16 protein-coding genes are annotated in these 22903 nt (G+C 52.9%); 8 read left to right on the top strand and 8 right to left on the bottom strand.

Annotated elements, in window-relative coordinates; translation table 11 throughout:
* Window positions 1-59: 59 nt before the first annotated feature.
* From MK110_05525 to MK110_05540, 4 genes are all read left to right on the top strand, one after another.
* On the top strand, window positions 60-842 hold the full coding sequence (locus MK110_05525) for an SDR family oxidoreductase (GenBank protein MCH2210740.1): 783 nt from the start codon (window positions 60-62) through the stop codon (window positions 840-842).
* A gap of 453 nt (window positions 843-1295) precedes the next feature.
* A complete protein-coding gene (locus MK110_05530; protein MCH2210741.1) occupies window positions 1296-2204 on the top strand; it encodes a dihydrodipicolinate synthase family protein in 909 nt (302 codons plus the stop codon).
* A 130-nt stretch (window positions 2205-2334) separates the two neighbouring features.
* Entirely contained in the window at window positions 2335-2811 is a 477-nt protein-coding gene (locus MK110_05535; GenBank protein ID MCH2210742.1) for a hypothetical protein, read from the top strand.
* Between the two features lie 148 nt (window positions 2812-2959).
* Entirely contained in the window at window positions 2960-4078 is a 1119-nt protein-coding gene (locus tag MK110_05540; protein ID MCH2210743.1) for a lactonase family protein, read from the top strand.
* A 206-nt stretch (window positions 4079-4284) separates the two neighbouring features.
* On the opposite strand, the gene MK110_05545 is transcribed toward MK110_05540, so the two are convergent.
* The gene (locus MK110_05545; GenBank protein MCH2210744.1) at window positions 4285-5787 is read right to left on the bottom strand and encodes an aminotransferase class III-fold pyridoxal phosphate-dependent enzyme; all 1503 of its coding nucleotides are present in this window, start codon (window positions 5785-5787) and stop codon (window positions 4285-4287) included.
* A gap of 349 nt (window positions 5788-6136) precedes the next feature.
* Window positions 6137-7813 (bottom strand): S41 family peptidase, encoded by a 1677-nt coding sequence (locus MK110_05550; protein ID MCH2210745.1) that lies wholly within the window; start codon window positions 7811-7813, stop codon window positions 6137-6139.
* A gap of 974 nt (window positions 7814-8787) precedes the next feature.
* Between MK110_05550 and MK110_05555 the strand changes: the two genes are divergently transcribed.
* Window positions 8788-10821, top strand: a complete 2034-nt coding sequence (locus tag MK110_05555) for a trypsin-like peptidase domain-containing protein (GenBank protein MCH2210746.1) — start codon at window positions 8788-8790, stop codon at window positions 10819-10821.
* Here MK110_05555 and MK110_05560 read toward each other — a convergent pair.
* Window positions 10818-12164 (bottom strand): hypothetical protein, encoded by a 1347-nt coding sequence (locus tag MK110_05560; protein ID MCH2210747.1) that lies wholly within the window; start codon window positions 12162-12164, stop codon window positions 10818-10820. The two genes, MK110_05555 and MK110_05560, sit on opposite strands and share 4 nt — an antisense overlap.
* Before the next feature lie 709 nt (window positions 12165-12873).
* On the opposite strand from MK110_05560, the gene MK110_05565 reads away from it, so the two are divergent.
* The gene (locus MK110_05565) at window positions 12874-13833 is read left to right on the top strand and encodes an alcohol dehydrogenase catalytic domain-containing protein (protein MCH2210748.1); all 960 of its coding nucleotides are present in this window, start codon (window positions 12874-12876) and stop codon (window positions 13831-13833) included.
* Window positions 13834-14003: 170 nt separating this feature from the next.
* Window positions 14004-16385, top strand: a complete 2382-nt coding sequence (locus tag MK110_05570; GenBank protein ID MCH2210749.1) for a DUF4159 domain-containing protein — start codon at window positions 14004-14006, stop codon at window positions 16383-16385.
* A gap of 87 nt (window positions 16386-16472) precedes the next feature.
* Here MK110_05570 and MK110_05575 read toward each other — a convergent pair whose 3' ends face one another.
* The 5 genes from MK110_05575 to MK110_05595 all read right to left on the bottom strand — a co-directional run bounded on the left by MK110_05575 (window position 16473) and on the right by MK110_05595 (window position 21270).
* The gene (locus MK110_05575) at window positions 16473-16763 is read right to left on the bottom strand and encodes a hypothetical protein (protein MCH2210750.1); all 291 of its coding nucleotides are present in this window, start codon (window positions 16761-16763) and stop codon (window positions 16473-16475) included.
* Between the two features lie 330 nt (window positions 16764-17093).
* A complete protein-coding gene (gene lhgO, locus MK110_05580; protein ID MCH2210751.1) occupies window positions 17094-18284 on the bottom strand; it encodes an L-2-hydroxyglutarate oxidase in 1191 nt (396 codons plus the stop codon).
* 29 nt (window positions 18285-18313) lie between these two features.
* Window positions 18314-19153, bottom strand: coding sequence for a heme-dependent peroxidase (locus MK110_05585; GenBank protein ID MCH2210752.1), 840 nt, complete (start codon window positions 19151-19153; stop codon window positions 18314-18316).
* Window positions 19154-19372: 219 nt separating this feature from the next.
* Window positions 19373-20290 carry a dihydrodipicolinate synthase family protein gene (locus tag MK110_05590; protein ID MCH2210753.1) on the bottom strand — a complete coding sequence of 306 codons (918 nt, stop codon included), beginning with the start codon at window positions 20288-20290 and terminating at the stop codon, window positions 19373-19375.
* 188 nt (window positions 20291-20478) lie between these two features.
* The gene (locus MK110_05595; GenBank protein ID MCH2210754.1) at window positions 20479-21270 is read right to left on the bottom strand and encodes a hypothetical protein; all 792 of its coding nucleotides are present in this window, start codon (window positions 21268-21270) and stop codon (window positions 20479-20481) included.
* A gap of 494 nt (window positions 21271-21764) precedes the next feature.
* On the opposite strand from MK110_05595, the gene MK110_05600 reads away from it, so the two are divergent.
* A complete protein-coding gene (locus MK110_05600; GenBank protein ID MCH2210755.1) occupies window positions 21765-22469 on the top strand; it encodes a YceH family protein in 705 nt (234 codons plus the stop codon).
* The last annotated feature ends 434 nt before the right edge of the window (window positions 22470-22903 follow it).

The raw sequence follows: 22903 nt of genomic DNA on the forward strand, positions 1-22903 counted from the left end.
GTCAACTCAACTTCCGAACTCGAGGACTCCTCCCCGATATCAACAAACAGAGACAAACCATGTCCTTCACAGGTAAAAACGCAGTCGTAACCGGATCGTCAAAAGGGATCGGTCGAGCGGTCGCTCTGGAACTGGCCCGTGGCGGAGCCAATGTTACTGTCAACTGTCGGTCAAGCGCAGATGAAGCCAATATCGTCGCAGAAGAAATCCGTGCGATTGGTCGTCGCGCCATCGTCTCAAAAACAGACGTATCGGATCAGTCCGGCGTCGAAGCGATGGTAGCTGAGACCGTTGATGAGTTCGGCAGTCTGGATCTGTACGTATCTAATGCGGCCTACAGTGACCGGGAAAACATGGTCGATGCGGACATGGAGGGATTTGAGCAAACCATCAATGTGACCATGTGGGGTGCGTTCTATGGTGTGCGGGCTGCTGCTCAACAAATGATCAAACAGGGCCACGGAGGTGCCATCACTGTCATCAGTTCACCGCATGCGATTTTAGCAATTCCAACGTCGATGGCGTACAACATGTCCAAAGCGGCGATTGATCACATGGCGCGTACAGCTGCGATTGAACTGGTAACACACGGTATTCGCGTCAATACGTTTCATCCCGGCTGGATCGATACTCCAGGAGAACGAAAATTTTTCACTGATGAGCAGATTGCCGAAGCCTCAGAAAAATTGCCGATGGGACGTCTGGGGACCTCTGAAGAGATGGCCAAAGGAATCGCATTTACTCTCAGCGAAACGGCCGCCTACATGACCGGCAGCGTGATGACGATGGACGGAGGTGTCGGACTGCCGTGGTGGTCCAACCGAGCCGACGGCGAGATGTAAATTTTCAGATATCCCGCTGCGCAACGCTCAAAGTCCGGTGATGACACTGGCCCGACTGCATGCAAACGGCCAGCACCACAAATGGTGTCTTCCATGAAGACAATCAGGGGCGGACTGGCGGTGTCCACATTCAATATTCGAACGGTTACGCGACGTTACCTTTGGACCGTGGACCCCGTATCGGTATTAACAAGATAGCCGCAAAGAAAATCCGGGATCGGTGATTTGCGGAAACAGATGTTACGTTAGAGCGCCCTGACGGATCTAACGGAGATACACAGGATTTCGCCGGATGTCCACGCTGTACTCATATGGCTGTGCTAACATGGACAGTCACTACGAATGTGAATATCACTTGGTTACCTTTTGACAACGGCCTGGACGAAGACAACGATCGGAAGCCCCCGAAGCCGAATTAACCGCCAAGTGCTGCCTCATCTACGGAAATTTTTTATGACTCCTTTTCAGGAACGAATTTTCGGCAATATCCCTGCCTTACTGACACCACTGAATCGTGATTTTTCTGTGGATTCGGAAGCATTGCGGCGAACCACCCGGCGTCTGGTCGACAACGGCTGCCGAGGTGTGGTTGTACTTGGCACGTCCGGTGAGTTTTCGTCGATCAACGATGACCAGCGAGAAATCGCAATTCGCTCCGTTGTCGAAGAAATCGCCGGTCAGGTGCCGGTGATCGTTGGATGTGGTGAGCCAAATGTTCAGCGCACTTACAATCAGACCCGGCAGGCCGGTGCTTTGGGTGCAGATGGAGTGCTGGTTAATCCGCCGTTCTATTTTACGATGACTCAGGACGAGATCGTGCAGTTCTTCGCCGAGTTGGTTAACGTTTCGCCACTCCCTGTTCTGCTTTACAACATCCCAAGCCTGACCAAAGTAACAGCCGAACCTTCCACGATCCCACGGCTGAGGGACGTTGGTGTGCAGGGCCTCAAAGACAGCTCCGGCGTTCCGATCAATACCCTCGCATATCTCGCGGCATTGGGACCGAATTCAGATTTTCGTGTGGTGGTTGGGGGAGATGCGTTTTTCGTACATCTCCTGGACGCGGGCGCATGCGCCACAACCGGTATGCTCGGTAACATTGCTCCTCAGCTGGCTGTCCGAATCCATGAGGCATGGCTCGCCAAAGATTACCCCGGTGCATTCGCAGCTCAACACCGAGTGAATGAACTTTTCCAGTTAATTTTGCCGTTGCACAATTTTTTACATGCGACAGCCAAAGCAGTCATGAGTGAACTCGGCCTGATGGAAAAATGGGTCGCGCCTCCCAAGACGCCGATGACCGATGCCCAGGCAGCTGAGGCATTTGCCAGGTTGCGACCGTTTCTTCCTGAATTCGAATGACAACGCCAACCGACCAACAGCGTCTGACTACCAGCTCCAGGGTTCTGTTTTTTTGCGGTACCGGCTCACCCCGGGGAACTAAGTGGATCTGGTTTTTGCCGGACAGACGCAGAATGAAAATTTTGCCTCCATGCGATTTCGGATAGTAGTGAAGACCAACCTGTGGTTGCTCCTGCAGAACAGCCTTGTGGTGATTGGTGTGTCAGCATCCGGAGCCGTCGCAGCTGCGCTGGTTGTGATCACGTTGGTCAGAGCCCTGTTGATTCCGGAAACGCCATCGGAATGGGGTAATTGGGGAGCGGCATACGTACTGATTTTTTTTATACCCGTATCACTTTTACTGGGAGGGATCGCAGGCTGTGTGGCAGGCCTGTCGTGGATCGGTCAACATGGGAACCGCAGGTGGGAAACCACCACATGGGCAGGAGTGTTACTCGGCCTCTGCGTGGGACTCACCTGCAGTTCAAATTTTTTTGGCAGCAGCCACTATATGAACAGACTCGCAACAGTTCTTGTTTCCACAGCCTCTGCGACACTGGCCGGAACTGCGATCAGTTTTTTCACAGCTTTCCGAGATGCGGGACGGTCAAAAACAGATTCACACTGATCGTCCGTCGTTAGTTTTTTAAAACTCGACCCATCGGCACGCGATCTTCGCGGCACTACAGTGAATACACCCCCCCCAAGTTGCGGTCACCGGGAAAACGTTGCATGATGTCCGCATCACTACCGGTTCGGCGATCACGGAGTTGCAGATGCATCAACATCAACTGACGAATGGTCTTTGGCAAGCCGCATTACTCTGTCTTGTGGCAGTGCATCATGCGAACGGTGCGGACTTCAAACCGTTCATCGCTTATGGAGCCAGTGCAGACTCGCAGGAGCTCGTCGCTGTTCGATTTCATCAACAGGACGGCACAGTAACATCTCAGGTCGTCCAGCGAGAACCCCTCGAATGCGAAGGAGCTCCCGTCCTGTACCACAAACAACATCAAACGCTTTACGTTGCCTCACTGCGTGCCCAGGACGGTGAACAGAATCAACTGGTGATCTTCTCGGTTGCCAACGATGGCAGACTGACTCGCAGACAAATCATACCAATGCAGCATGGCAGTGCTTATGCCAGCTTCGATCGTTCCGGGCAGTTTCTTCTCACCACGTCTTACTTCGAAGGCTATGTCGACGTCTATCGACTGGGAGACCATGGTCTTTCCGTTTCGCCGGCCAGTACCACCTTTGAGGGACGTGACAAAGCTCATTCGATTCTGCTTAGTCCGGACAATCGATTCGCCTATGTGCCATATGTCAAAGACAACAACGGAATGTTTCAATATCAATTCGATTCGAAAAGTGGACGTCTAAATCCTCTGCAGCCGAAACAGGCTGACGTTCCTGACGGCATCGGTCCGAGACACGTTGCATTTCATCCCACGAAGCCGTTTGTCTTTTTCAGCAACGAGCAGCAGTTGGGCGCAACTTCCTATCGCATCGGACAAGATGGGAGACTTTCGCTGGTTTGCGTAGCCGGTAAGCTGAAAGCGGAAGAAGGACTGGATGCCTCTGACGTCGAAATCACTCACGATGGTCGGTTCCTGTTCGTTGGTGTGCGAGATTTTGCCGGAGGCAAACGCGACAGTGTTCACCGATACTCGATTCAGCCGAACGGAATGCTGACGCATCTCGGACAGGTCTCCACCGATCCTATTCCCTGGGGACTTCACACCGCTCCCGACCGTCAGCACTTACTCATCACTGCCGCTCACGGCGAGACACTCACTATGTTTGAGATCGACAACGCAGGTGGGTTGACGAAAAACGCTGCGGTCAAATGGGGAAGAATGGTCCGAGACATCGCAGTTCTCGAGCTGGATTAGGCCTGACAATCGGCTTTGAGATGTCTTCGGGCAACGGCGCGGTATAGTTGCCCGGCTCCCCCCCAAATCATGCGGAAACAGTCCCCGGAACCGGGTCATACATTGGCGGTCGCAGGGTCTCCGGCCCGGTTAAGTCATCATTCGACCTCTGCGTCTGCTGATGCAAATGGCAACCGACAACAGCACAGCAGCAGCTGACAAGGACATCATCCGCACTCAGCAGCAGGCAGTTGAGACAGGAGATCATACATCACCTGCAGGTAGTGCTTTGCTTCTTGGGGCGCCATAGTCAGTGGGGGAGCAACCCGGATCACACATCCCGCTAACGGACCCAGCAGATGGATTGCGTCTCCACTTTCATTTCCCCGATAACAGGCCTCGACCGCCTGCATCGCTATCTCTGAAGCACTGATCTTTGCAACATCTGCACATTCGACACCCCATACAGTGCCCTCACCACGGACTGCCGTGACAACCGGAAGTTCACACAGCTTTTGCAGACCTTCCTCCAGTACACCTGCAAGGGGAACCGAACGAGCCACAACCTGACCGGATTCAAACTCATCCAATGTCGCCAGTACAGCTGCGGATCCAAGAGGATGACCGCTCCAGGTATCCGACGCTTCGCCGTATCCCAGGCCGGCAAACAGATCTGCCCGTCCGACGGCCGCGTCAACAGGAATTCCGTTTCCGAGTCCCTTACCCAGCAATACGATGTCGGGTTCGACTGCGTATTGAGTAAAAGCATACATGGACCCGGTGCGGCCAAAATTGGCCTGAATCTCGTCCAGTATGAACGCAATGTCCTGATCTCTGCAAAACTGTTCCAACATCCGAAGATATTCCACCTGTGGGTGATAAGAACCACCACCACCCAGGTACGGTTCGGTAATCAGGCAGCACAGACGATCACCAAACTCATCTGACAGCTTTTGCAGTTCGTCTCGATATGGTTGAAGGTCAATTGGACCGCGACGTCGCTCAATTGAGCAGCACTCCGCCTTTGGAAAACTGATGAAACGAACCCGGTCATCCCTTTCGGGATCTTTCTCAGACCCGGTCACAGCACCTGCCAGGCCCTTCTTACCGTGAAAACCTCCGCGAGTTGCCAGGATCATGTCGCTGCCCGGGCGTCGGGACATACACGCCCAGAGAGCCTTCTGGGCAGCTTCACTGCCGCTGGCGGCCCACAACACCTGTTCCATACGGTTTCCACCGGACTCCGCTCGTAAACTCTGCAGAAGCCGTTCACTGGCCTCCACTTCGACTGGACTTCCCGCATTATAAGTTGTCAGTGGTGCCGCCGACTGAAATCGGGAATCATCCGGTCCCTCACCTAAGCTGATATTCAGATAACTGAATAATTTCATCCACCAAGACGCCGGATTATGTCCAAGATTGGCTACCAGAACTCCGGAAGTGAAGTCAGCAAGCCGACGGCCCTCCGTGGTCCAGTGGTACGCTCCCGAACTATGCGCAATCATTGCCATACTGGACGTTTGAGTCCTCAGACACTGAGGTTCCGCTTCACAGAGACGAGCGCGCAGCTGATTACCGTGATCTTCACCGGCATGCTGAATCGGAAACGCAGAATCAATCTGGAGCACCATGGCAACAACACTATTCAGGAAAGACGATACCGGTACCTTCATCGGGCAGACACGGCGACTGCAGGCAGCAGCAGAATAACAGGTAACGATTGTCGCCATTCACTCGAGAGACTCAAACGGCAGCAGCGATAAAGTGCAACCCGTTCGCAATTCGCCGAAAATCCCCGGAAACACTTAAACTTAAGCAGTCAATTCCGGTGAATCCAACTGTGCGTGATTGATGAAGCCCCAGGCCAGGGGAGCTCCTTTTCGTTTTTTCACCAAACGACAGACGACATGAAATCTCAATATCGGATCGATCGGTGAGTCACTGAAGACGGACCCCGTAACCGGTCAGGGTTGGTCAGCAGATCTCATAATAAAGAGTGGATTATCAACGGCACGACGAACGAGACAGGGCTATTCCGACGTTTCCCCCGACTCGTCAGAGATCTGATCGTACTTTGGCTCAGGAACCGGAACTCCGCGCGAGACGTTTGCCAAGAATACGCAATGCCTGTGCTACATCCGGGTCACTTCGCATTTCCCGACTGACTTCCTCGCGGCGCCGGCCGCGGTACAGCGTCTCGTGGGGACGAACACTGACATCCGGCTCGAGTCCCACACCGGAATAATTTTCATTATCCGGTGAATAAAATTTCGCGGTCGTCAGTTTCAGACCGGTTCCCCTGGCCATGTGAATAATACTCTGAACCGACCATTTCCCGTAGGTTGTACGTCCCACAATTGCACCACGTTCATGGTCAGCAATTGCTCCTGCTACGATTTCACTGGCACTGGCGCTGTCTTCGTCCACCAGCAATACCAGTGGATAGTTCCGTGTATTCCATGTTCTGGCCTGAAAAGTCTGATTCTGATCCAAAGAGCGTCCTCTGGTCGTAACCAGCACACCGTCTCTGATAAAGCGATCCAGAACTTTTGCGGCTGTATCAAGCAATCCACCCGGGTTCCCACGCAGATCCCAGATAAGTGCATTCATACCGTCCTGCTCCAGACGAGTAAGAGCATCATCCAGTTCCTCCGGTGTCGAACTCTGAAAACCATTTTGCCTGATGTATCCAATGCCGCGACGTTCATCCAGCATCACGGTACGCGTAATGCTCCGTACGTGTACGGCCCGTCGGCGAAAGTCGTTTTCATGCGACCGTCCCGACGGGTCTAAAAAACCCAGTCTCACACGCGATCCACTAACCCCCCGAAGGAGTTGCGCCGCCTCATCCGTTGAATAATCACGGCAGTCTCTACCGTCAATCATCACGATATGGTCACCTGGTTTCAGGCCCCCTTCTTCAGCCGGACTGTCCATCAGGACTCGAACAAGCTTCATTCCCCGGCCGGACTGGGCCACCATTTCAATACCGATTCCGACGAATTCCCCCTGGATGTTACCGGTAAGGTCACTGTAACGGTCCGGTGTCAGCAGATGACTGTATTCGTCCAGCGTGTTACAACCTCCAAAGATGTATTCCATAACCACTGCTGATCCGTGCAGTCCCAGCTGCTGATACGCCAGATCACTGACGTCAGCAACAACAGTTCGAGCTTCCACGCGACTACCAACAGGCCGATTCCAATAGTCCCGAATCAAAATCCCTTTAACGCGGTCGATATCATCCGGACGGGCTGACCCCAGATGCTCGGCCACAAACCGATGGTTGCCAAGCGCCATGTACAGGCTCTCTGTTCCGTGAGAAATAAACCGCGTCGCGGAAATTGGCGTGAAGTACTCCAGCTGGACTCTTGTGAGGACTTCATCCAGCATGTTCAGTGCTTCACTGCGACGCAGTGACAGCAGCTTCCTTTCGAAGCTGGTATCGGTATAGCGCCGATCAATTGCGAAGTGAACCCGGCTACGTCGCAGTGCGTAAATCAGATCTCTGACAGCGGGTGTCTGTTCCTTGGCAGATTTTTTATTGTCCATCCAGCGGTCGAGAGCAGCTTCATACACCCGGATCGCTTCGCCGTAGCGGTTGTCATCCTCATGTCGCTCACCGACATCATACGCCTCACCCGGAGTCGCCAGCTCCGAAATATCAAGTAAGTCTTCTGCACTGAAAACCGCCGGTGCACTGAGTCCGGAAACCCAGAGTAAGCCAAATATCAGTCCGGTGAGTACCTGTCGCATAATCCGTCGTCCCCCCCATTCACCCCGCCCGCGACTGCAAACGGTTTGAATTTGTTCCGACAGATCAGTATCCAGGTCGCTGCATCCTGCAAATGTTTATCCTCCGTGACGGACACAAACGTCGGAACGCCCTCTGATTTTATCTGCGTTCAAGAAAGTTTCACCTGCGTTCACAACAGAGCAGCAGGCAGATTGTGATCGGGCCACAGTTGAATCCTGTCAATAGACGACATCTCAACCAACCACGAATCACACATGATCCCGGATGCGGTGAATCGCATGGTTTCAAACCATACCAACCCCCAAGCAAAAACCCGGAACACAGTTTGACTATATGACCGGATTTGGGACTGGTCAAATTGATGTTGGCAACAGAGTCAGCTCAGGCATGTGGGATTGCGTAACTCTTATTAATTAACTGACGTCAGTGATTGTTCCGAAAGTTCCCTGATAGATGAAACCTGTCGCCCCACGGGAGTAATGGTCCGGTTGTACGGACATAACGGAAATAGTGTACGCCAGCCTCCCTGATACTGTTGCTCCTGCTCACTAACGCCCGATGACGAACGGTTCCATTCCTGTAATATTCGCAAAGCGAAGCCACGTGTCCTGATTGTCTCCTGATCAAAACAGCACGCCCACAGTCGCTATGACAGTTTGACAGTCGTTACTACACGCACAGACTGTGTTTCCGGTACAGGTCAGAACCGGTACTGCCCCTTCCATCGAACCGTTGGCATGATTCCGGATTCAACCAAATACTCGATTTTCGTTGCTGGCACGGTTAAAATGAGATTGACGCTCAGAGGTGATGAGATGCTTCTTGACTCGGGTTCCTGCACGTTCTGCGAATATCAGAAGTAATTAACGTTGCTGTGTCTGATTCGCGTCAGCACAATTCGCTTGGGACGCGTCATAACCGGACAACGCGAACAGAGTAATGCACTCTAAAAGAGTGGGCCGAGGCAAGGCTGATGATGCGGACGATAATGAATCTGTCGCTGATGACCGCAGTTCTGTTGATGCTGCCACAGGTCCAGGCAGACCGAAAAACACTGGAAGCTCGCCAGAAACAGCTCAGTGCAACTCTCGAAAACGTCAGTTCCGCCGTGGTAGCTGTGACCGACAGGCAGGGATTCGGCACGGGCGTCGTAGTGACTGGTGACGGCATTGTTCTCACCGCTTCTCACGTCGTGGAGAGCCACACAATTGGGCAACGACGTCGGGACCGAAAACTGGAGGTTATTTTTCCCGACGGTCTTGTTGCACGTTGTAAACAACTTGGACGCAACCGTTATTGCGATGCGGCCGTTCTGAAAATTGTCAGCAAACCGCCCGATGGTGAAGAGTTTCCTCATGTCCCAATGGGCCGTTCTTCGGATGTAAAACGGGGAGAGTGGTGCTTCGCCATGGGACATCCAGGCGGTCGCAGAAAAGATCGCCCTGCCGTTGTGCGTTTTGGCCGGGCGCTCTCCGTGAGCGATCAGACGATCGTATCCGACAATGCCATCGTGCTGGGTGATTCCGGTGGTCCGCTGTTTGACCTTGAAGGCCGTGTGATTGGCATTCACAGTATGATTACCCGAATTATTGTCGAAAACAGACATGTTGCGATCGATGTCTGGCACCGTGACTGGGACCGCCTGCTGAAAGGCGAATCCTGGGGGCAACTTCGTGTCAGTGACAACGAACTTGCCGCAAGTGAATTCGTGGGCATCGGACTGCACTGGAAAGACTATCAGGCCCAGGTGACACGTATCATAACTAACAGCCCGGCTGCCAAAGCCGGATTTCGCCCGGGTGATAAACTGCTGAAAGTCAACGGCCGAACATTCGCAGACCGACTGGGACTCACTTCCCTGCTTGCACGCCTGACTGAGAACCAGAAGGTAACGGTAACCGTGCAGCGCGACGGTACGGAAGAAACGCTGAACGTGGTTACGGGCCTTCGCCCAAAGCCACATTCGAACTCCGGTGAATTGACTCAGGAGGAACAGGAATTTGCACTCGAGTTCCAGCGACAAATTGGATTTAACCGACGAGTTGGACAGAACGAAAAACGTACTGAGTCTGCGATGCGCGACTATGCTGCGTTGTCAAAAACAACTGCGGGAAGCGTTGTAAGATTTAAAGCAAATGGGAAGCAGATCGCTTTTGGAATCGTCATGAGTGATGATGGTGATGTGATTACGAAAGCCAGTGAAATTTCACGAGCAACCAACCCGGTGTGCATGCTGCCTGATGATTCACCGCGTGAATTCAAGAAAATTGGGTCGAACACAACATGGGATTTGATGCTGGTGAATGTCGATGCTGACAATCTGAAACCTCTGGAATGGAGTCATGATCGTCCCTCAACCGGTTGGATGTTAATCAGTCCGGACAGTAGTGGTCGTCCGCTGTTGCCGGGCGTGGTCAGTATTCCGCCTCTCAAATTACCAACTTCGTCACAGGGATTTCTGGGCGTCCGCCTGGATAGACGGACTCGGAATTCCGGTGTCAGGGTGGACCGACTGCTGGAAGGCGGTGCTGCCGGACGTGACGGAATCCGGGCCGGCGACGTCATGTTGTCAATCAATGGAAAACCACTTAAAGGTGTCAACGACACGGTGGAACGGATCAAAGGCTTTCCTCCAAACCGCCAGATTGAAATTCGTGTTCTTCGGGGAGATACCATTCAAACTGTTTCAGTGACACTGACACCGCGTTTTGTGAGTGATCAGCAGGATGTACTACTGGACCATTACTCCGACCCGAAGTCCGCAGGTAAGTTTGCAAGCATTCATAACTCCGGTTTTCCGGAGGTCATCCAGCACGACACCGATCTGTTTCCTCATCAGTGCGGCGGACCGGTGCTCAACATCCAGGGCAAAGCCGTCGGGATGAACATTGCCCGGGCAGCCAGAATTATCAGTTATGCCATCCCGGCCGATGTTGTCCAGGACGTGTATGAGTCACTTCGGGCCGACACACTGGCTTCACACCAGGCACGGCAAGGCGGGCCTTAACTCTGCCAAAACGTGGACTGCTGCGAACCTGTGTATTCAACGTTCAGATGCGGCGTTGGCACAGGAACTTCTCCGGCGATCAGACTGTCCAAACCTCCGATGACCATTCCCGAAGTCAGAAGAGTTCGCTCAATCGGATACGGTGTCCTGCCTTCAATGATCGTGGTTTCAGCATGGCGGGCCAGCGGGTTAAAGAAATCGGCGGTCGTTGAACCGTGGCCGGGCATCGGCAGATACATTTGACATGACACAATCGACCCGTCTTCCAGCATGCCTGCGTAGTTGAAATCCCGAATGTCCGTCAGCAGCATAGTGGTTCGCAAACCGTCATTGTGTTCAACGATGTAACCAAGACTTTCCGGACGGGCACCGCCGTCCTCCCGGGGAAGCTTCAACATCTTTTGCAGCCACTCGATTGACGTAGCATCAGTCGGAAAGCCGGTCTCCACCGGAAGATTGTGACTGCGCGTAAGAGCTGACACGATCAGTTGTCGCGTGGTTCTGCAGTCATCTTCCCACAGCCGCTTCCACAAATTATCTCCGCGCAGAGCATGAATCTGTCGCACACCCGTTTCACCGCCGGCCCTGCGTTCAGACATGCACTGAGCCGTTTCCAATGCGTGAATGTCGTAGCTGTCGACGCCTCCATAGGCCACACAGACGCTCTCTTTCACTGCGGCACCATAGGGCATATCGATGCATGGCATTCTTCGGGTAACCGGCAAAGACGACCCGGCCAGAAAAGGGAAATTCAAACGCCGTGAATCCTCAACCATTTCCACACATTCGTCCCAGTCGGTCGAAAGATGTTTGTCATTGAAGACAGGTACGCTGCGACCACTATCTTCAAAGACGTCAACTACTTTTTTGAACCACTCGTACCTCGGATACCGCGTCTGACCTTTTTCAGTCCGGGGATACGATCCGTGCTCACCGATAATGATCACACCATCGACCGCCAGTTTCTCGCCACCTAATGTGAGGGCCTCTTCGATTGTGGGTACCTGATTCAACCCGTGCTTCCTGATGCGACCGCGCGCCAGATCGTTCTCCGGAAACTGATCAATATAAACCGATACAACATCCACTCGGGGCCGTTGCCAGCCGCCATTCCAGGTGTAACCGACGGTGTGCCGATCCAGAAAATGCTGTGCATGAGAATGCCGGTAAACAACCGTCCCCAGGAAGGCAACCTTTGGACGGCGGCCCAGGACAGTCTCAGCTGCCGGAACGGAACGAATCAGCGGGCCGCCTGCGCTGATTGCGCCGGTTCCCAGGAATGTTCCTGCTCCCAGAGATTTCAGAAATTGGCGGCGGTTCGATCGGTTACTCGGTTCAGTCATTTCTGTTTTCTCTTACCGTGGCACAAATATCACACAGTCATCTGCCGGTACCGACCGGACGCTCTATCAACAAGAAGTCGGAAAGTATTCGGTCAGTCACACCTAACCCGTCCTGGAATGTTGACTGTTGGCAGAAACATCCGATCAGTATCACGGTACTGAGTTTTATGTGATTCGACAAATGCTGTCATGTGTGACATATGCCCCACAAAACACGATTCAGATAACACTGTGGAAAATCAACGGAATCAGACCAAAGCTAACGGTCCTGGTAAAGATTCCGCATTAGAACGTTTTATCATGGTTTTGATCCGGAATCCTCTCAACCGACAGCGTGTTAAGACACTGGTGACAACAAATACCAAAGATGTTTTGAACATTCCGTCCTTCAATTCACCCCGGGAATCAATACCTGACACCAAGAAACCTGAGAATCGCTTCGCATTTGCCTTTCGATTGACTCTTCCGTCATGTCACATGATTAGAGTCCATTCAAATCCGTCCGACCAGGTTGCCGCAGGCAGCTGAGCAGAATGCTGAGTCATTTACTGCTGCACCACTGGACGACATTTATGAGACTGGTGCCCCAACGGACATGCCTGACGGAAACAGATCCAATATTGGCCTGAACAGTTATGATGATCTGGGTAGAAACAAATTGCATATCGCAACTCTGTGAGTCAATGCGTTCGGCAACCGGAGGTCATTCATGCGTGCCCTGGAACTGCGAGACAGTGAATTAATCTTTCGACCCGACTACTCTGAGCCAACTCCACCGGATGGTGAAGTGAACGTCCGGATACTTAAGGCAGGGATCTGCGAGACAGATATTCAGCTCGTCAGAGGATACATGGAATTTGGGGGGATTCCGGGCCATGAGTTCGTAGGCATTCCCGTATCGGGTCGGTTTGAAGGCCGCCGTGTGGTCGGTGAAATCAATTGTCCCTGTGGCGAATGTGCGATGTGCAAAGCCAACATGCCTCGGCATTGTCCACAACGGACTGTCGTCGGAATCCTGAATCGCAACGGGGCGTTCGCAGATCTGCTGACAATACCGGAAACATGCCTGCATCCGGTTCCGGATCATGTCCCCGATGAGTTAGCGGTCTTCGTGGAACCCGTGGCTGCTGCGTGTCGCATCGTCGAACAACAACTGGTCGACCCGAATGATTCCGTCCTGATTCTGGGGGCCGGACGGCTTGGCAATCTGTGTGCTCAGGTCCTGCACACACGATGTCGGGAACTGCTGGTTGTCGGGAAACATGCCTGGAAGCTGTCGAAAGTGGCGGAATGTAAGATTGAATCAGAAGAGCTGCAGTCCTTTGTGCCTCAGGCAAAGTGGGATGTTGTTGTTGACTGTACAGGATCACCCAGCGGTCTGGATATCGCTCTCCAAAGTGTGCATGCGTGCGGCACGATCGTCCTCAAAACCACCATCGCGGGCGAACAATCAATGCATATGGCACCGGTGGTCATTGATGAAACACGAATTGTCGGGTCACGGTGCGGACCATTTGAACCGGCATTGAAGCTGATTTCGGAAGGACAGCTACAGCTTGCTCCGATGATTTCAGCGACTTACGATATTGAGGCTGCGATTGAGGCGTTTGAGGTGTCGTCGCGCAGCGACGTACTCAAAGTGCAGTTGAACCTCGGATCCGACAAGTGAATCCGGTCGGATCGCGACAAGCCTGTTTGCACAGTGAGTATCACTCCGGAATTGACAGAGATCGGCGGCAAATGCGAGACGTCTCCTGTACACGACGATGCGGGCTGTACGCGATTACTTTCTGTTTACTGTTATCGGAACGATCCGAAGTGTACGCCTGGCATCAGCCAATGTCTGACATTGAGCTGCGGGAGATGGTAACAACTGCGATTGACCATGGTGTGAATTATCTGCGTCGCATTCAGCATCAGGCCAGTGGTGCCTGGAGATCGTCCATTAACAATCCTGTGGGGCTGACATCACTGGCTGTGCTGGCTCAGCTGAACTGCGACGTTCCCACTGATGCCCCACAGCTCAGGAAAGGATTACGTTTCCTGCGCAGAACCACTCTGGCGCAGCTTCCTGCTAATTCCGGCAACTATGAAGCATCGTTATTACTGATGGCATTGTGCGCTGCTCGTGAATACGACATTGACCGTCCGCAGATTCAGAGACTGGCCAGGGAAATTCAGGATTCTCAGGTAACAGAGGGGCCCGACCGCGGACTCTGGAACTATGGACTTGTTAATTATTCCGGACCTCTGGGACATCCGGACCGCAGTAACGGTCAGTTCGCCGTACTGGCCCTTCGTGACGCTGCCAATGCCGGAGTGGAAATCGATCAGAATGTCTGGGAACGCGTACGAGATCACTGGGAAACAAAACAGAACCCTGACGGCGGATGGAGTTACCATACGCCTCTCACCGGTCGAGGCCCCACGCAGCTGTCAACCGGAAGTATGACAGTCGCAGGCCTGTCCACCATCTCAATCGCGGCGAGAATGCTTCAAGATGATTCAAACACTGATCCGGACGGAAAGGTCGACTGCTGTAGCCTTCATCCCCCGCCGGTCGCTCTGACAAAAGGCCACAACTGGCTGGCCGAGCGGTTTTCCATACTCACCAACCCGGGCCACGGCCATCAGCATCTTTATTACTTGTACGGCCTGGAACGAGCCGGTCGACTGACAGGTGTTCGTTTGTTTGGCCCGCACGACTGGTATCGTTCCGGATCCCGGTACCTTGCTGATCCGCAATACGATGCTCGCCACGAAGATGGTCGGTGGCAGACAGCCAACAGTCGGAATCCTATTCTGGCGACATCTTACGCTCTGCTGTTCCTGTCCAAGGGACTGTCGCGAATCGTAGTCAACAAGCTGGATTACACATCGGATACACAGAATCCGGATCCCAACGGTGAATGGAACCGGCACTATCTGGACATTGCCAACCTGATCGATCACATCGACTCAACAGAGAACCAGGGCTGGCCTCCAAGACTGAACAGCCAGGTACTCACACTGAGCAAACTACGGGAACCAACTGCCGTATCTGACATGAATCAGGCACCGGTGCTGTATATTTCCGGAAGTAAAGCTCCCGTATTTAGCGATCAACAGGTCTCCTGGCTGCGAAAATACATTGACGAAGGTGGATTCATTTATGCACAGGCCAACTGCAAAGAAAGTTCGTTCGGTGAAGGAATTCGCAATCTGGTGACACGCATGTTTCCGGATGAAGAAGCCTCTCTCACTGGTTTGTCACCGGACCACCCGGTGTTTCGAAGCCAACATCTGTTGAACTCTGCCGGTTTCGAACTCTCCGGAGTCGACTTTGGCTGCCGGACCTCTGTGATTTACTCTCCCGAAGATCATGCGTGTTACTGGCACAAGTGGATGCGCCACCCTCCCAGGGAACGCTCACTGGCGCTTAATCAGCGAATTCTGCGAAGCATTCGGCTCGGTGTAAATGTGATCGCATATGCCACCGGTAAACAACCTCCTGACAAGCTTAACGATTCAACCGTTCAGAACGGGAATCCGGAAGACAGGATTACTCGCGGACTTCTTGAGATCGCTCAATTGCGACATGACGGAGGATGGAATACCGCACCAGGAGCTGTTGGCAATGTGCTGCTGGGACTCAACAGGACAACCGGACTGGGCGTTTCCGCAACACCCCGGTCGGTTCCGCTGACATTGCAGGCCCTGAGTGAGTATCCGATAGCCTGGATGCACGGTCGTTTTGGGTTTTCTCTGAGGGCTGATGAAAGAAATGCCCTGCGGGACTATCTGAGCCGCGGTCCGGTGCTGATTGCCGATGCCTGCTGTGGCTCAAAACAGTTTGACACCAGTTTTCGCGATCTGATGCAGCTGATGTACCCGGAACATCGGCTGAAACCGATTCCGGATCATCATCTGATGTTTACTGAAGCAACAGGGTTTGACGTCAGAAAGGTAAGTCGGCGCCGACTTGAAACCCGTTCTGCCACGGTGTCAATTCAGTCGAAGGTGCTGATCGGCCCACCACGTTTCGAAGGAATTCAGATCAATGGACAGTATGTGGTGATCTACAGCCCGTATGATTTGAGTTGCGCCCTGGACAATCAGACGTCGCTGGCCTGCAACGGATATCTGAAAGAAGATGCAATGAAACTGGCCATCAATATGCTCCTGTTTGCACAGGACCAGGAAATCACGGCCGGCCCGTTGTCAGAAAACAAAGCTCGCTAGAACGGTCTGTCCGGCAGCCTGACCAATGCAAAAAGCCGTCCCGGAGTCAGGAACGGCTTTTGCGGTGTTTCTTATTGCGAGTCTGAATCAGAAGACATCCAGAATGAAGTGGTGTCCCCGATGATACGGCTTCTCTGACGGGTAAAAGTTGTACCATGACTTGTTGTAGACCGGAATCCGCATTGAAGGCGAATAACGATAGTACAGATGATCGTACTGCTGTGGCTGCTGGAAAGTCTGTGGATAGTACACATACGGATAGTGATAGAATCTCTGCCAGTCAGCCGGCTGACCTGGAGCAGCAGCGTCAACGGCATCTCCGAATCCTGCGGATACAGCCGCAGCAATGACGGTGAAGAGGATTAATCGCTTCAACATCTTGAGTCTCCAAATCACGTCCGTGGGATGGCTGAATTGAGAAAGGGGACTTCTCGGCCTGCGAACCAAGGACAACCGAAGTTGTCTTAGTCGCCCCCGGAAACAGTCATTCCGGTTCGCAGGGCCGAGGTCGTCTCTTCTCCTCGTTCGCCGAAGCGAACAGTGACATCCGGCTCCTGCGGCATTAGATGCCGGTCACTAGAGTCGGATGCGTCCCTTCCCTCGCCATACCTTATCGGCAGACAGACGCCCTGCGATCAAAACTTTCCGGAGAATCGTCACAGAACACACAATCAGAATGAGTCACGACCAGGTTATCCCGAACAAGGACTACAACTCGAGTCTGTCCACAATCTGCCTGGCAATCGTCAGCGAGGCGGTTGCAGCCGGGGAGGGAGCATTACAAACATTCAGCGTTCTGTTCGTCCGGAGAATCAGAAAGTCATCAACCAGATCACCTGTCGGAGCCAGCGCCTGAGCCCGAACGCCTGACGGAGCGGCAATCAGATGACCGGCCCGTATCTCAGGTACGAGATTTTGCAACGCCCGCACAAACGCTCGTCTGGAAAACGAGCGCCAGACTTCACCGGCACCGGTCTTCCAGTATTTCATTGCCAACCGCAGAAATCCCGGAAACATCAAGGATTCGGTCAGATCACGAAGATTGATATGACTCCAGCGGTATCCCTCACGAGCGAGGGCCAGAACAGCATTGGGGCCGCATTCGACACCGCCTGTCACAATCTTTGTGAAATGCACACCAAGAAACGGAAAACGCGGATCCGGTACAGGATAAATCAGCCCCCGGCACAAATGTGTCGCGTCCGGCTTTAAAGTAAAGAACTCACCGCGAAACGGCACGATCTGCTCATTCATCTTCTGTCCCGACATTTTTGCAACACGATCGCTGTAAAGCCCGGCACAGTTGACAACCTGTGTCGCACGGATTGTCTGATCTCCACAAACGACTTCGACCGCATCTGCCGACTGTCGGATTTCCGTCACACGAACAGACAACCGAATGTCGACTCCGCGTTCGGTCAACAGATCTCCCAGCCTCTCACACATGCCCGGATAGTCAACGATTCCGGACTCGGGAACATGAATCGCCCTGACCCCTGCGGCATGGGGTTCCAGTTCCGAAAGTCTGTCTTTGTCCACGATTTCGCACGACACACCGTTCTTCTGTCCCCGCTGATAGATTCGTTCCAGAGCTGGCAACTGATCGTCTTGTGTGGCCACGATGACCTTCCCGGTTTTTTCCCAGGCCACACCATACTCACTGCAAAAGAGCTCAAGAGCTTTTTTGCCATCGCGACAGTTGCGGGCACGCAGAGACCCGGGCTTGTAGTAAATACCCGAATGGATCACGCCCGAATTGCGACCGGTCTGATGGCTGGCCAGTCGATCTTCTTTTTCCAGTAAAACAACCCTGGTCTTCGGCGAACGCTCGACGAGTTGCCAGGCTGTGGCCAGCCCGATAATACCACCACCGACGACCACAACATCAGTCTGAGACATTCGAATATCAATCCTGCAAGACGTGTTCGTCAGACCCGGAGATGAGCCAGGATTTCCTCAGCCGACATGGCATAGCTGACATAGAAAGGACCGAACTCGGCATACTGAGCGGATGCCCGGTCAAAACGCATGCTGTACACAATATCCTTGATATGTTCAGGAGCGCGGGCCCAAAGTGTCACCCCCCACTCCCAGTCGTCAAAACCCGTCGATGCTGTGATCAGCTGCGAAACCCGACCGGCGAAACGGATCCCCGACGTCGCATGCTCCGCCATCATGGCCGTTCTGGCACTGAACGACTCCATAAACCAGTTCGCCTGAGGTCGCCGCGATTTGTTCATCGGATAAAAGGCAATCACGGGAAACGGCGGAATATCGGGATACAGTCTTTGTTTGTTCATGGCAGGCAAACGCTGTTCATAGGCGTTCAGCTTCGCCTGCCAGGCAGGATCATCAGGCCCCAGTCCTTCGCGTCGCAAACGATCGGCAAACTGTTCGACCGACGGTACGTATTCTGAGATCTCGGTGACAGAAACGAAAGAATATGCCGGTTCCAGCACCGTACCAATGGCACTGCTGCGCAGCATCTGCGTGACAGCATCAATTTTCAGCGGATCAGGATCCATCAGGATCAATCCCAGATCTGCCTGATGACCGGACGTGGCGGAAACCTGCAGACGAGTCGGAGCGTGTTCGGCTTCAGAATCCAGAATTCGAATGAAATCTTCGCGGGCCTGAGCACGGTCTGAATCAGTTACCGCCTGCAAAGCAGACTGATTAATACGGTAATAAACATGCAGACAGTGCCAGCCTTCGGACATCTGGATCGTTGGATCGGGAAGATTCGCAGGAGGACCAGGACGGTTCACGAAACAGCCTCATGAATATATAGCGAGGAAACAAAAAGAGAGACACACTTTCAACATCGTACTCGACAACAGACCAGGCTGCCTGGATTCAGTAACGGCATTTCCAGGATCGAACAGACTGAGGTCAGGTGCCAATCGCAACCGCTCCGTCTGCCGGCAGACAGGAACGCCGATGTGCCCGTCCGTTTACTTGATCATGGAACATGAGCCAACATCTCCTCATGCTGACTGCCAGTTCTTCAGCTGCCTCGCTGCATTTTGCAGATCTTTTTGACGCGATGATGCAACTCCGGAGAGAAACGGAAGGTGAGGACCGGTGTCAGCAATTTCGGCAAGTTTCACGGCATCGTGCAGTACACGAATGGGGTTGATTTCATTGCGCAGGTCTTCCAGTGGACAAAACTGTTTCCGAATTTCTTCAGCGCGGTCGTAGTCACCGGCCGTGAGGGCTTTCAACATCGCCTGCGACAAAGCAGGATTGACACAAACACAGCCGGAGGTATAGCCCACACAGCCAAACTTCGTCAGGTGGACGAGTGCCGGTTGCTCACCAATTCCGCTGCAGATTCGCTGAGGATCAATTCGGTCCACCAGATCTTGCAGAAACGGATCGTTGGCCGTGTCATCCCGCACGATCGCGTACTTAATGAACGACACAAGTCCCTCGTCCACCAGTTCGGCAGCTCCCTGAGGCGTTAGAAGTCCTTCTTCTTTGATATAGAGCACAGCAGGACGATCGATCCGTTCCACAAATCGGCGAAACCCGATTTGAAATCCGGACTCGGTGGCCACGTTGTTCTGTGGCAAAACCATGACAGTCGGAAACTTCGTATCTTTCAGAATGTCAGCCTGGTCCATCATGGTCCCCCAGGCTGGACCTGCTGACGGAATCATCAGCGTGTCATCGGCTGCATTCGCCTCCAGCATCTCGAGCAGTTCAGCGTATTCACTCACACAGGTGTGATACAGATTGGCGTTGCCTCCGTAAAGAAGCATGGAGACTCCGCCAGCCTCCAGATACTGAATCATGCGGGCATTCTGTGCCGAACAAATGACTAAATCACTGTTTCGAGCCAGCGGAGGAACTGCGACAACAGATTGACGAAACTGTGACGGAACAACGGGATCAGTCTGCATGTTAACTACCGGAAATAAATAGAACGGGGAACGAACGCACGAAAACCGAATATAATACCGCACCGGTCGCGCAGTGACTATTGATACCCGTTCAAAAAATCCGGGCCGCGGTCCAATGAGGCGTACAGAGTCTACAGATACGAATCTACCTGGCTGAACCTGCCATTGGAATACAGCCGAGCCGTTCGTTAACCAGCAGAACGACTGATCGCCTGCTCCCGGATCGCCAGGAGTTTCCTTTGGTACCGCCCCTGCACAAGGTCTACCGCCACCAGCACAACCAGCACAAAATAAAATGTACTCTTGGACATGGGTTCCACTGGATAACCAAACAGACTCACGTGAGCCAGTTCACCACCTTCCGAGATCAGCATGATGCCCACAATGAACAGGATGAACAGTCCCAGAACTTCGTACAGTCGATTCTTTCTGAGAAAATCACTCACATGGTCGGCAAGGAAAATCATCATGGCTCCACTGATCAAGATCGCCAGTGACATCACCCAAAATCCGTACTCCATGTCTCCGGCCAGCGCAATTGCACTCAAAATTGAATCAAAACTGAACACCAGATTCATGACAATGATCCAGAACATGGCCGTTCCAACGGAGTTCTGTGTTGAATCCTTGTTGTGACCCAGATCGTCCAGCGACAGCATGTGGTAGATCTCTTTTATCGCCGTGTAAATCACAAATGCGCCACCTCCCATCACTATCAGCGAATGTACATTAATACTGAACGTCAGCGGAGTTGTACTCAGCGTCATGAAAGGATCCTGAAAGTGTTTGATCGCCGCTGTAACCAGGAACAGCAGCACAATTCTGAGCACAATGGCAATCCCGATGCCCCATTTTCGAACGAACGACTGTTTGTCTTCCCGTACACGTTTGGACTCAATGGAAATATACAGAAGATTGTCAAACCCCAGCACTGCCTGGAGAAGAGTCAGCATCAACAGGGTTACGAGATGTTCGATCATGGTCGTCTCTTAATTGTTCGAGTTGTTCTTAGAGATTCCGGACTGGTCGGACAGATCAAACTATCACGGACAAACACGGAACAGCAGTCCGATGGTCCTGCGTTCTGCACTCCCGGTGTGTCGGTCGTATTGTTACACGACCGACACCTAAAGGACCGAATGTCATCGGCCTTCGAATGGAAATGTAACGTCTGGCCGGAAACCGATGAACCGTGATCCCCTCCTGCAACTCGCGTAGTTAAGGGATCCTGCAGAAAGACAACCAGAAAAGAATCGACACCTGTACCAAGGATCGACGGCTTCAACGGCAGCTGCTGCATACTCGCCAACCAGTCACCTACCGCTATAATTACGTCCCAGCGAATCCTGACCCGCTGCGACGGTAACCCGATCCGTGAAACAGTTTATGTTTTCCACAAATCGGATTCGTACGCACCGAAAAACACAGTCAGCAAAACAGGACAGAGTTCGGCGAGACTCGGAACGGACATAAGATGGAAGGTGAAGATCAAAAGAATGAAATCAGGGAACTTTCTGCAGTACAGCTGCGGGTCCTGGGCGTTTTAATGGAGAAAGCATTCACCACACCCGAACAGTATCCACTGACCCTGAAGAGCCTGACATCGGGATGCAATCAAAAAAGCAATCGCAGTCCTGTTACGCAGCACAGTGAAGACGCAATCATATCAACGGTGGATGAACTGCGTGAGATGCTTCTGGTTGCCGAAGTTTTTACTGACGGCGGACGCGCGCCGCGCTACCGACACTACATGCGGTACCGTTTTGATTTCTCGGAATCTGAGTTTGCAATTATTGCCGAACTCATGCTGCGAGGCAGACAGCAACCGGGTGAATTGCGAACACGCGCCAGCCGTATGGTAAGAATTGAATCACAGGAATCGCTGCGCCGTGATTTGACGTCGCTGCAGGAAAAGGGTTTCGTACGGGCTAGCGGACCGCTGGGACGTCGTGGAGTGATCGTCGACCATACATTTTACCCATCTGCAGTCACTCCGACACTCTCCGAAGTTCAGTCCCAAGAAGAATCATCTGAGATGACGTCGGCGCCAATGGACCCGGCACAAAATCCTGCGAATTCAGATGCAATCGATGAACTGCGCATCGAGTTAGAAAAACAGCGTCAGGAAATCGACAAACTGAAACACACGGTCGCAGGGCTGGAAGATCTCATGCGCTGACCGTCGCCTCATGACTCCGGCGGCATTCCGACAGCAATTGGACAATCTTCAAACAATTATTTGACGACCTACTCCCCTGAACTATGTTTCTAGGGTTCCCACGGCACATAGCGGTCCCGGGAACAATGCAACCGCTAAAGCAATAAAAACATAGATATACTGAACGTACACACTGCGTTCATAGTAGCGCGGCAAGGGGAAGCTGGGAGCTTTGAGGGGACCTTACCGCGCTACTTTTATTATGCGCATTTCGAATGCCCGGGACAGGTGTCAGGCCTGTCAGTCACCCGGCTCCGAGCCCGAATTCCAACAAAGCGAACGATGCAGCCCCTCCCTGGACCGGAACGTTACACCAGGAATTTCCGAGGCTGTTCATTAACAGCGTATGCGCAGGAATCATTAAAATGCTGTCGCTGTGGTAAGCCGGGGATATT

It is taken from the genome of Fuerstiella sp. (assembly GCA_022447225.1).
In the GTDB taxonomy this organism is placed as follows: domain Bacteria; phylum Planctomycetota; class Planctomycetia; order Planctomycetales; family Planctomycetaceae; genus S139-18.

Bases quoted from the DNA above. Each gene is read 5' to 3' on its own strand.
- MK110_05560 (MCH2210747.1), bottom strand. From the start codon at position 12,164: ATGACTGAACCGAGTAACCGATCGAACCGCCGCCAATTTCTGAAATCT.
- lhgO (MCH2210751.1), bottom strand. From the start codon at position 18,284: ATGTCTCAGACTGATGTTGTGGTCGTCGGTGGTGGTATTATCGGGCTG.
- MK110_05525 (MCH2210740.1), top strand. From the start codon at position 60: ATGTCCTTCACAGGTAAAAACGCAGTCGTAACCGGATCGTCAAAAGGG.
- MK110_05535 (MCH2210742.1), top strand. From the start codon at position 2,335: ATGCGATTTCGGATAGTAGTGAAGACCAACCTGTGGTTGCTCCTGCAG.
- MK110_05575 (MCH2210750.1), bottom strand. From the start codon at position 16,763: ATGTTGAAGCGATTAATCCTCTTCACCGTCATTGCTGCGGCTGTATCC.
- MK110_05565 (MCH2210748.1), top strand. From the start codon at position 12,874: ATGCGTGCCCTGGAACTGCGAGACAGTGAATTAATCTTTCGACCCGAC.
- MK110_05545 (MCH2210744.1), bottom strand. From the start codon at position 5,787: ATGGCGACAATCGTTACCTGTTATTCTGCTGCTGCCTGCAGTCGCCGT.
- MK110_05595 (MCH2210754.1), bottom strand. From the start codon at position 21,270: ATGATCGAACATCTCGTAACCCTGTTGATGCTGACTCTTCTCCAGGCA.
- MK110_05540 (MCH2210743.1), top strand. From the start codon at position 2,960: ATGCATCAACATCAACTGACGAATGGTCTTTGGCAAGCCGCATTACTC.
- MK110_05530 (MCH2210741.1), top strand. From the start codon at position 1,296: ATGACTCCTTTTCAGGAACGAATTTTCGGCAATATCCCTGCCTTACTG.
- MK110_05570 (MCH2210749.1), top strand. From the start codon at position 14,004: ATGTCTGACATTGAGCTGCGGGAGATGGTAACAACTGCGATTGACCAT.
- MK110_05550 (MCH2210745.1), bottom strand. From the start codon at position 7,813: ATGCGACAGGTACTCACCGGACTGATATTTGGCTTACTCTGGGTTTCC.
- MK110_05590 (MCH2210753.1), bottom strand. From the start codon at position 20,290: ATGCAGACTGATCCCGTTGTTCCGTCACAGTTTCGTCAATCTGTTGTC.
- MK110_05600 (MCH2210755.1), top strand. From the start codon at position 21,765: ATGGAAGGTGAAGATCAAAAGAATGAAATCAGGGAACTTTCTGCAGTA.
- MK110_05555 (MCH2210746.1), top strand. From the start codon at position 8,788: ATGATGCGGACGATAATGAATCTGTCGCTGATGACCGCAGTTCTGTTG.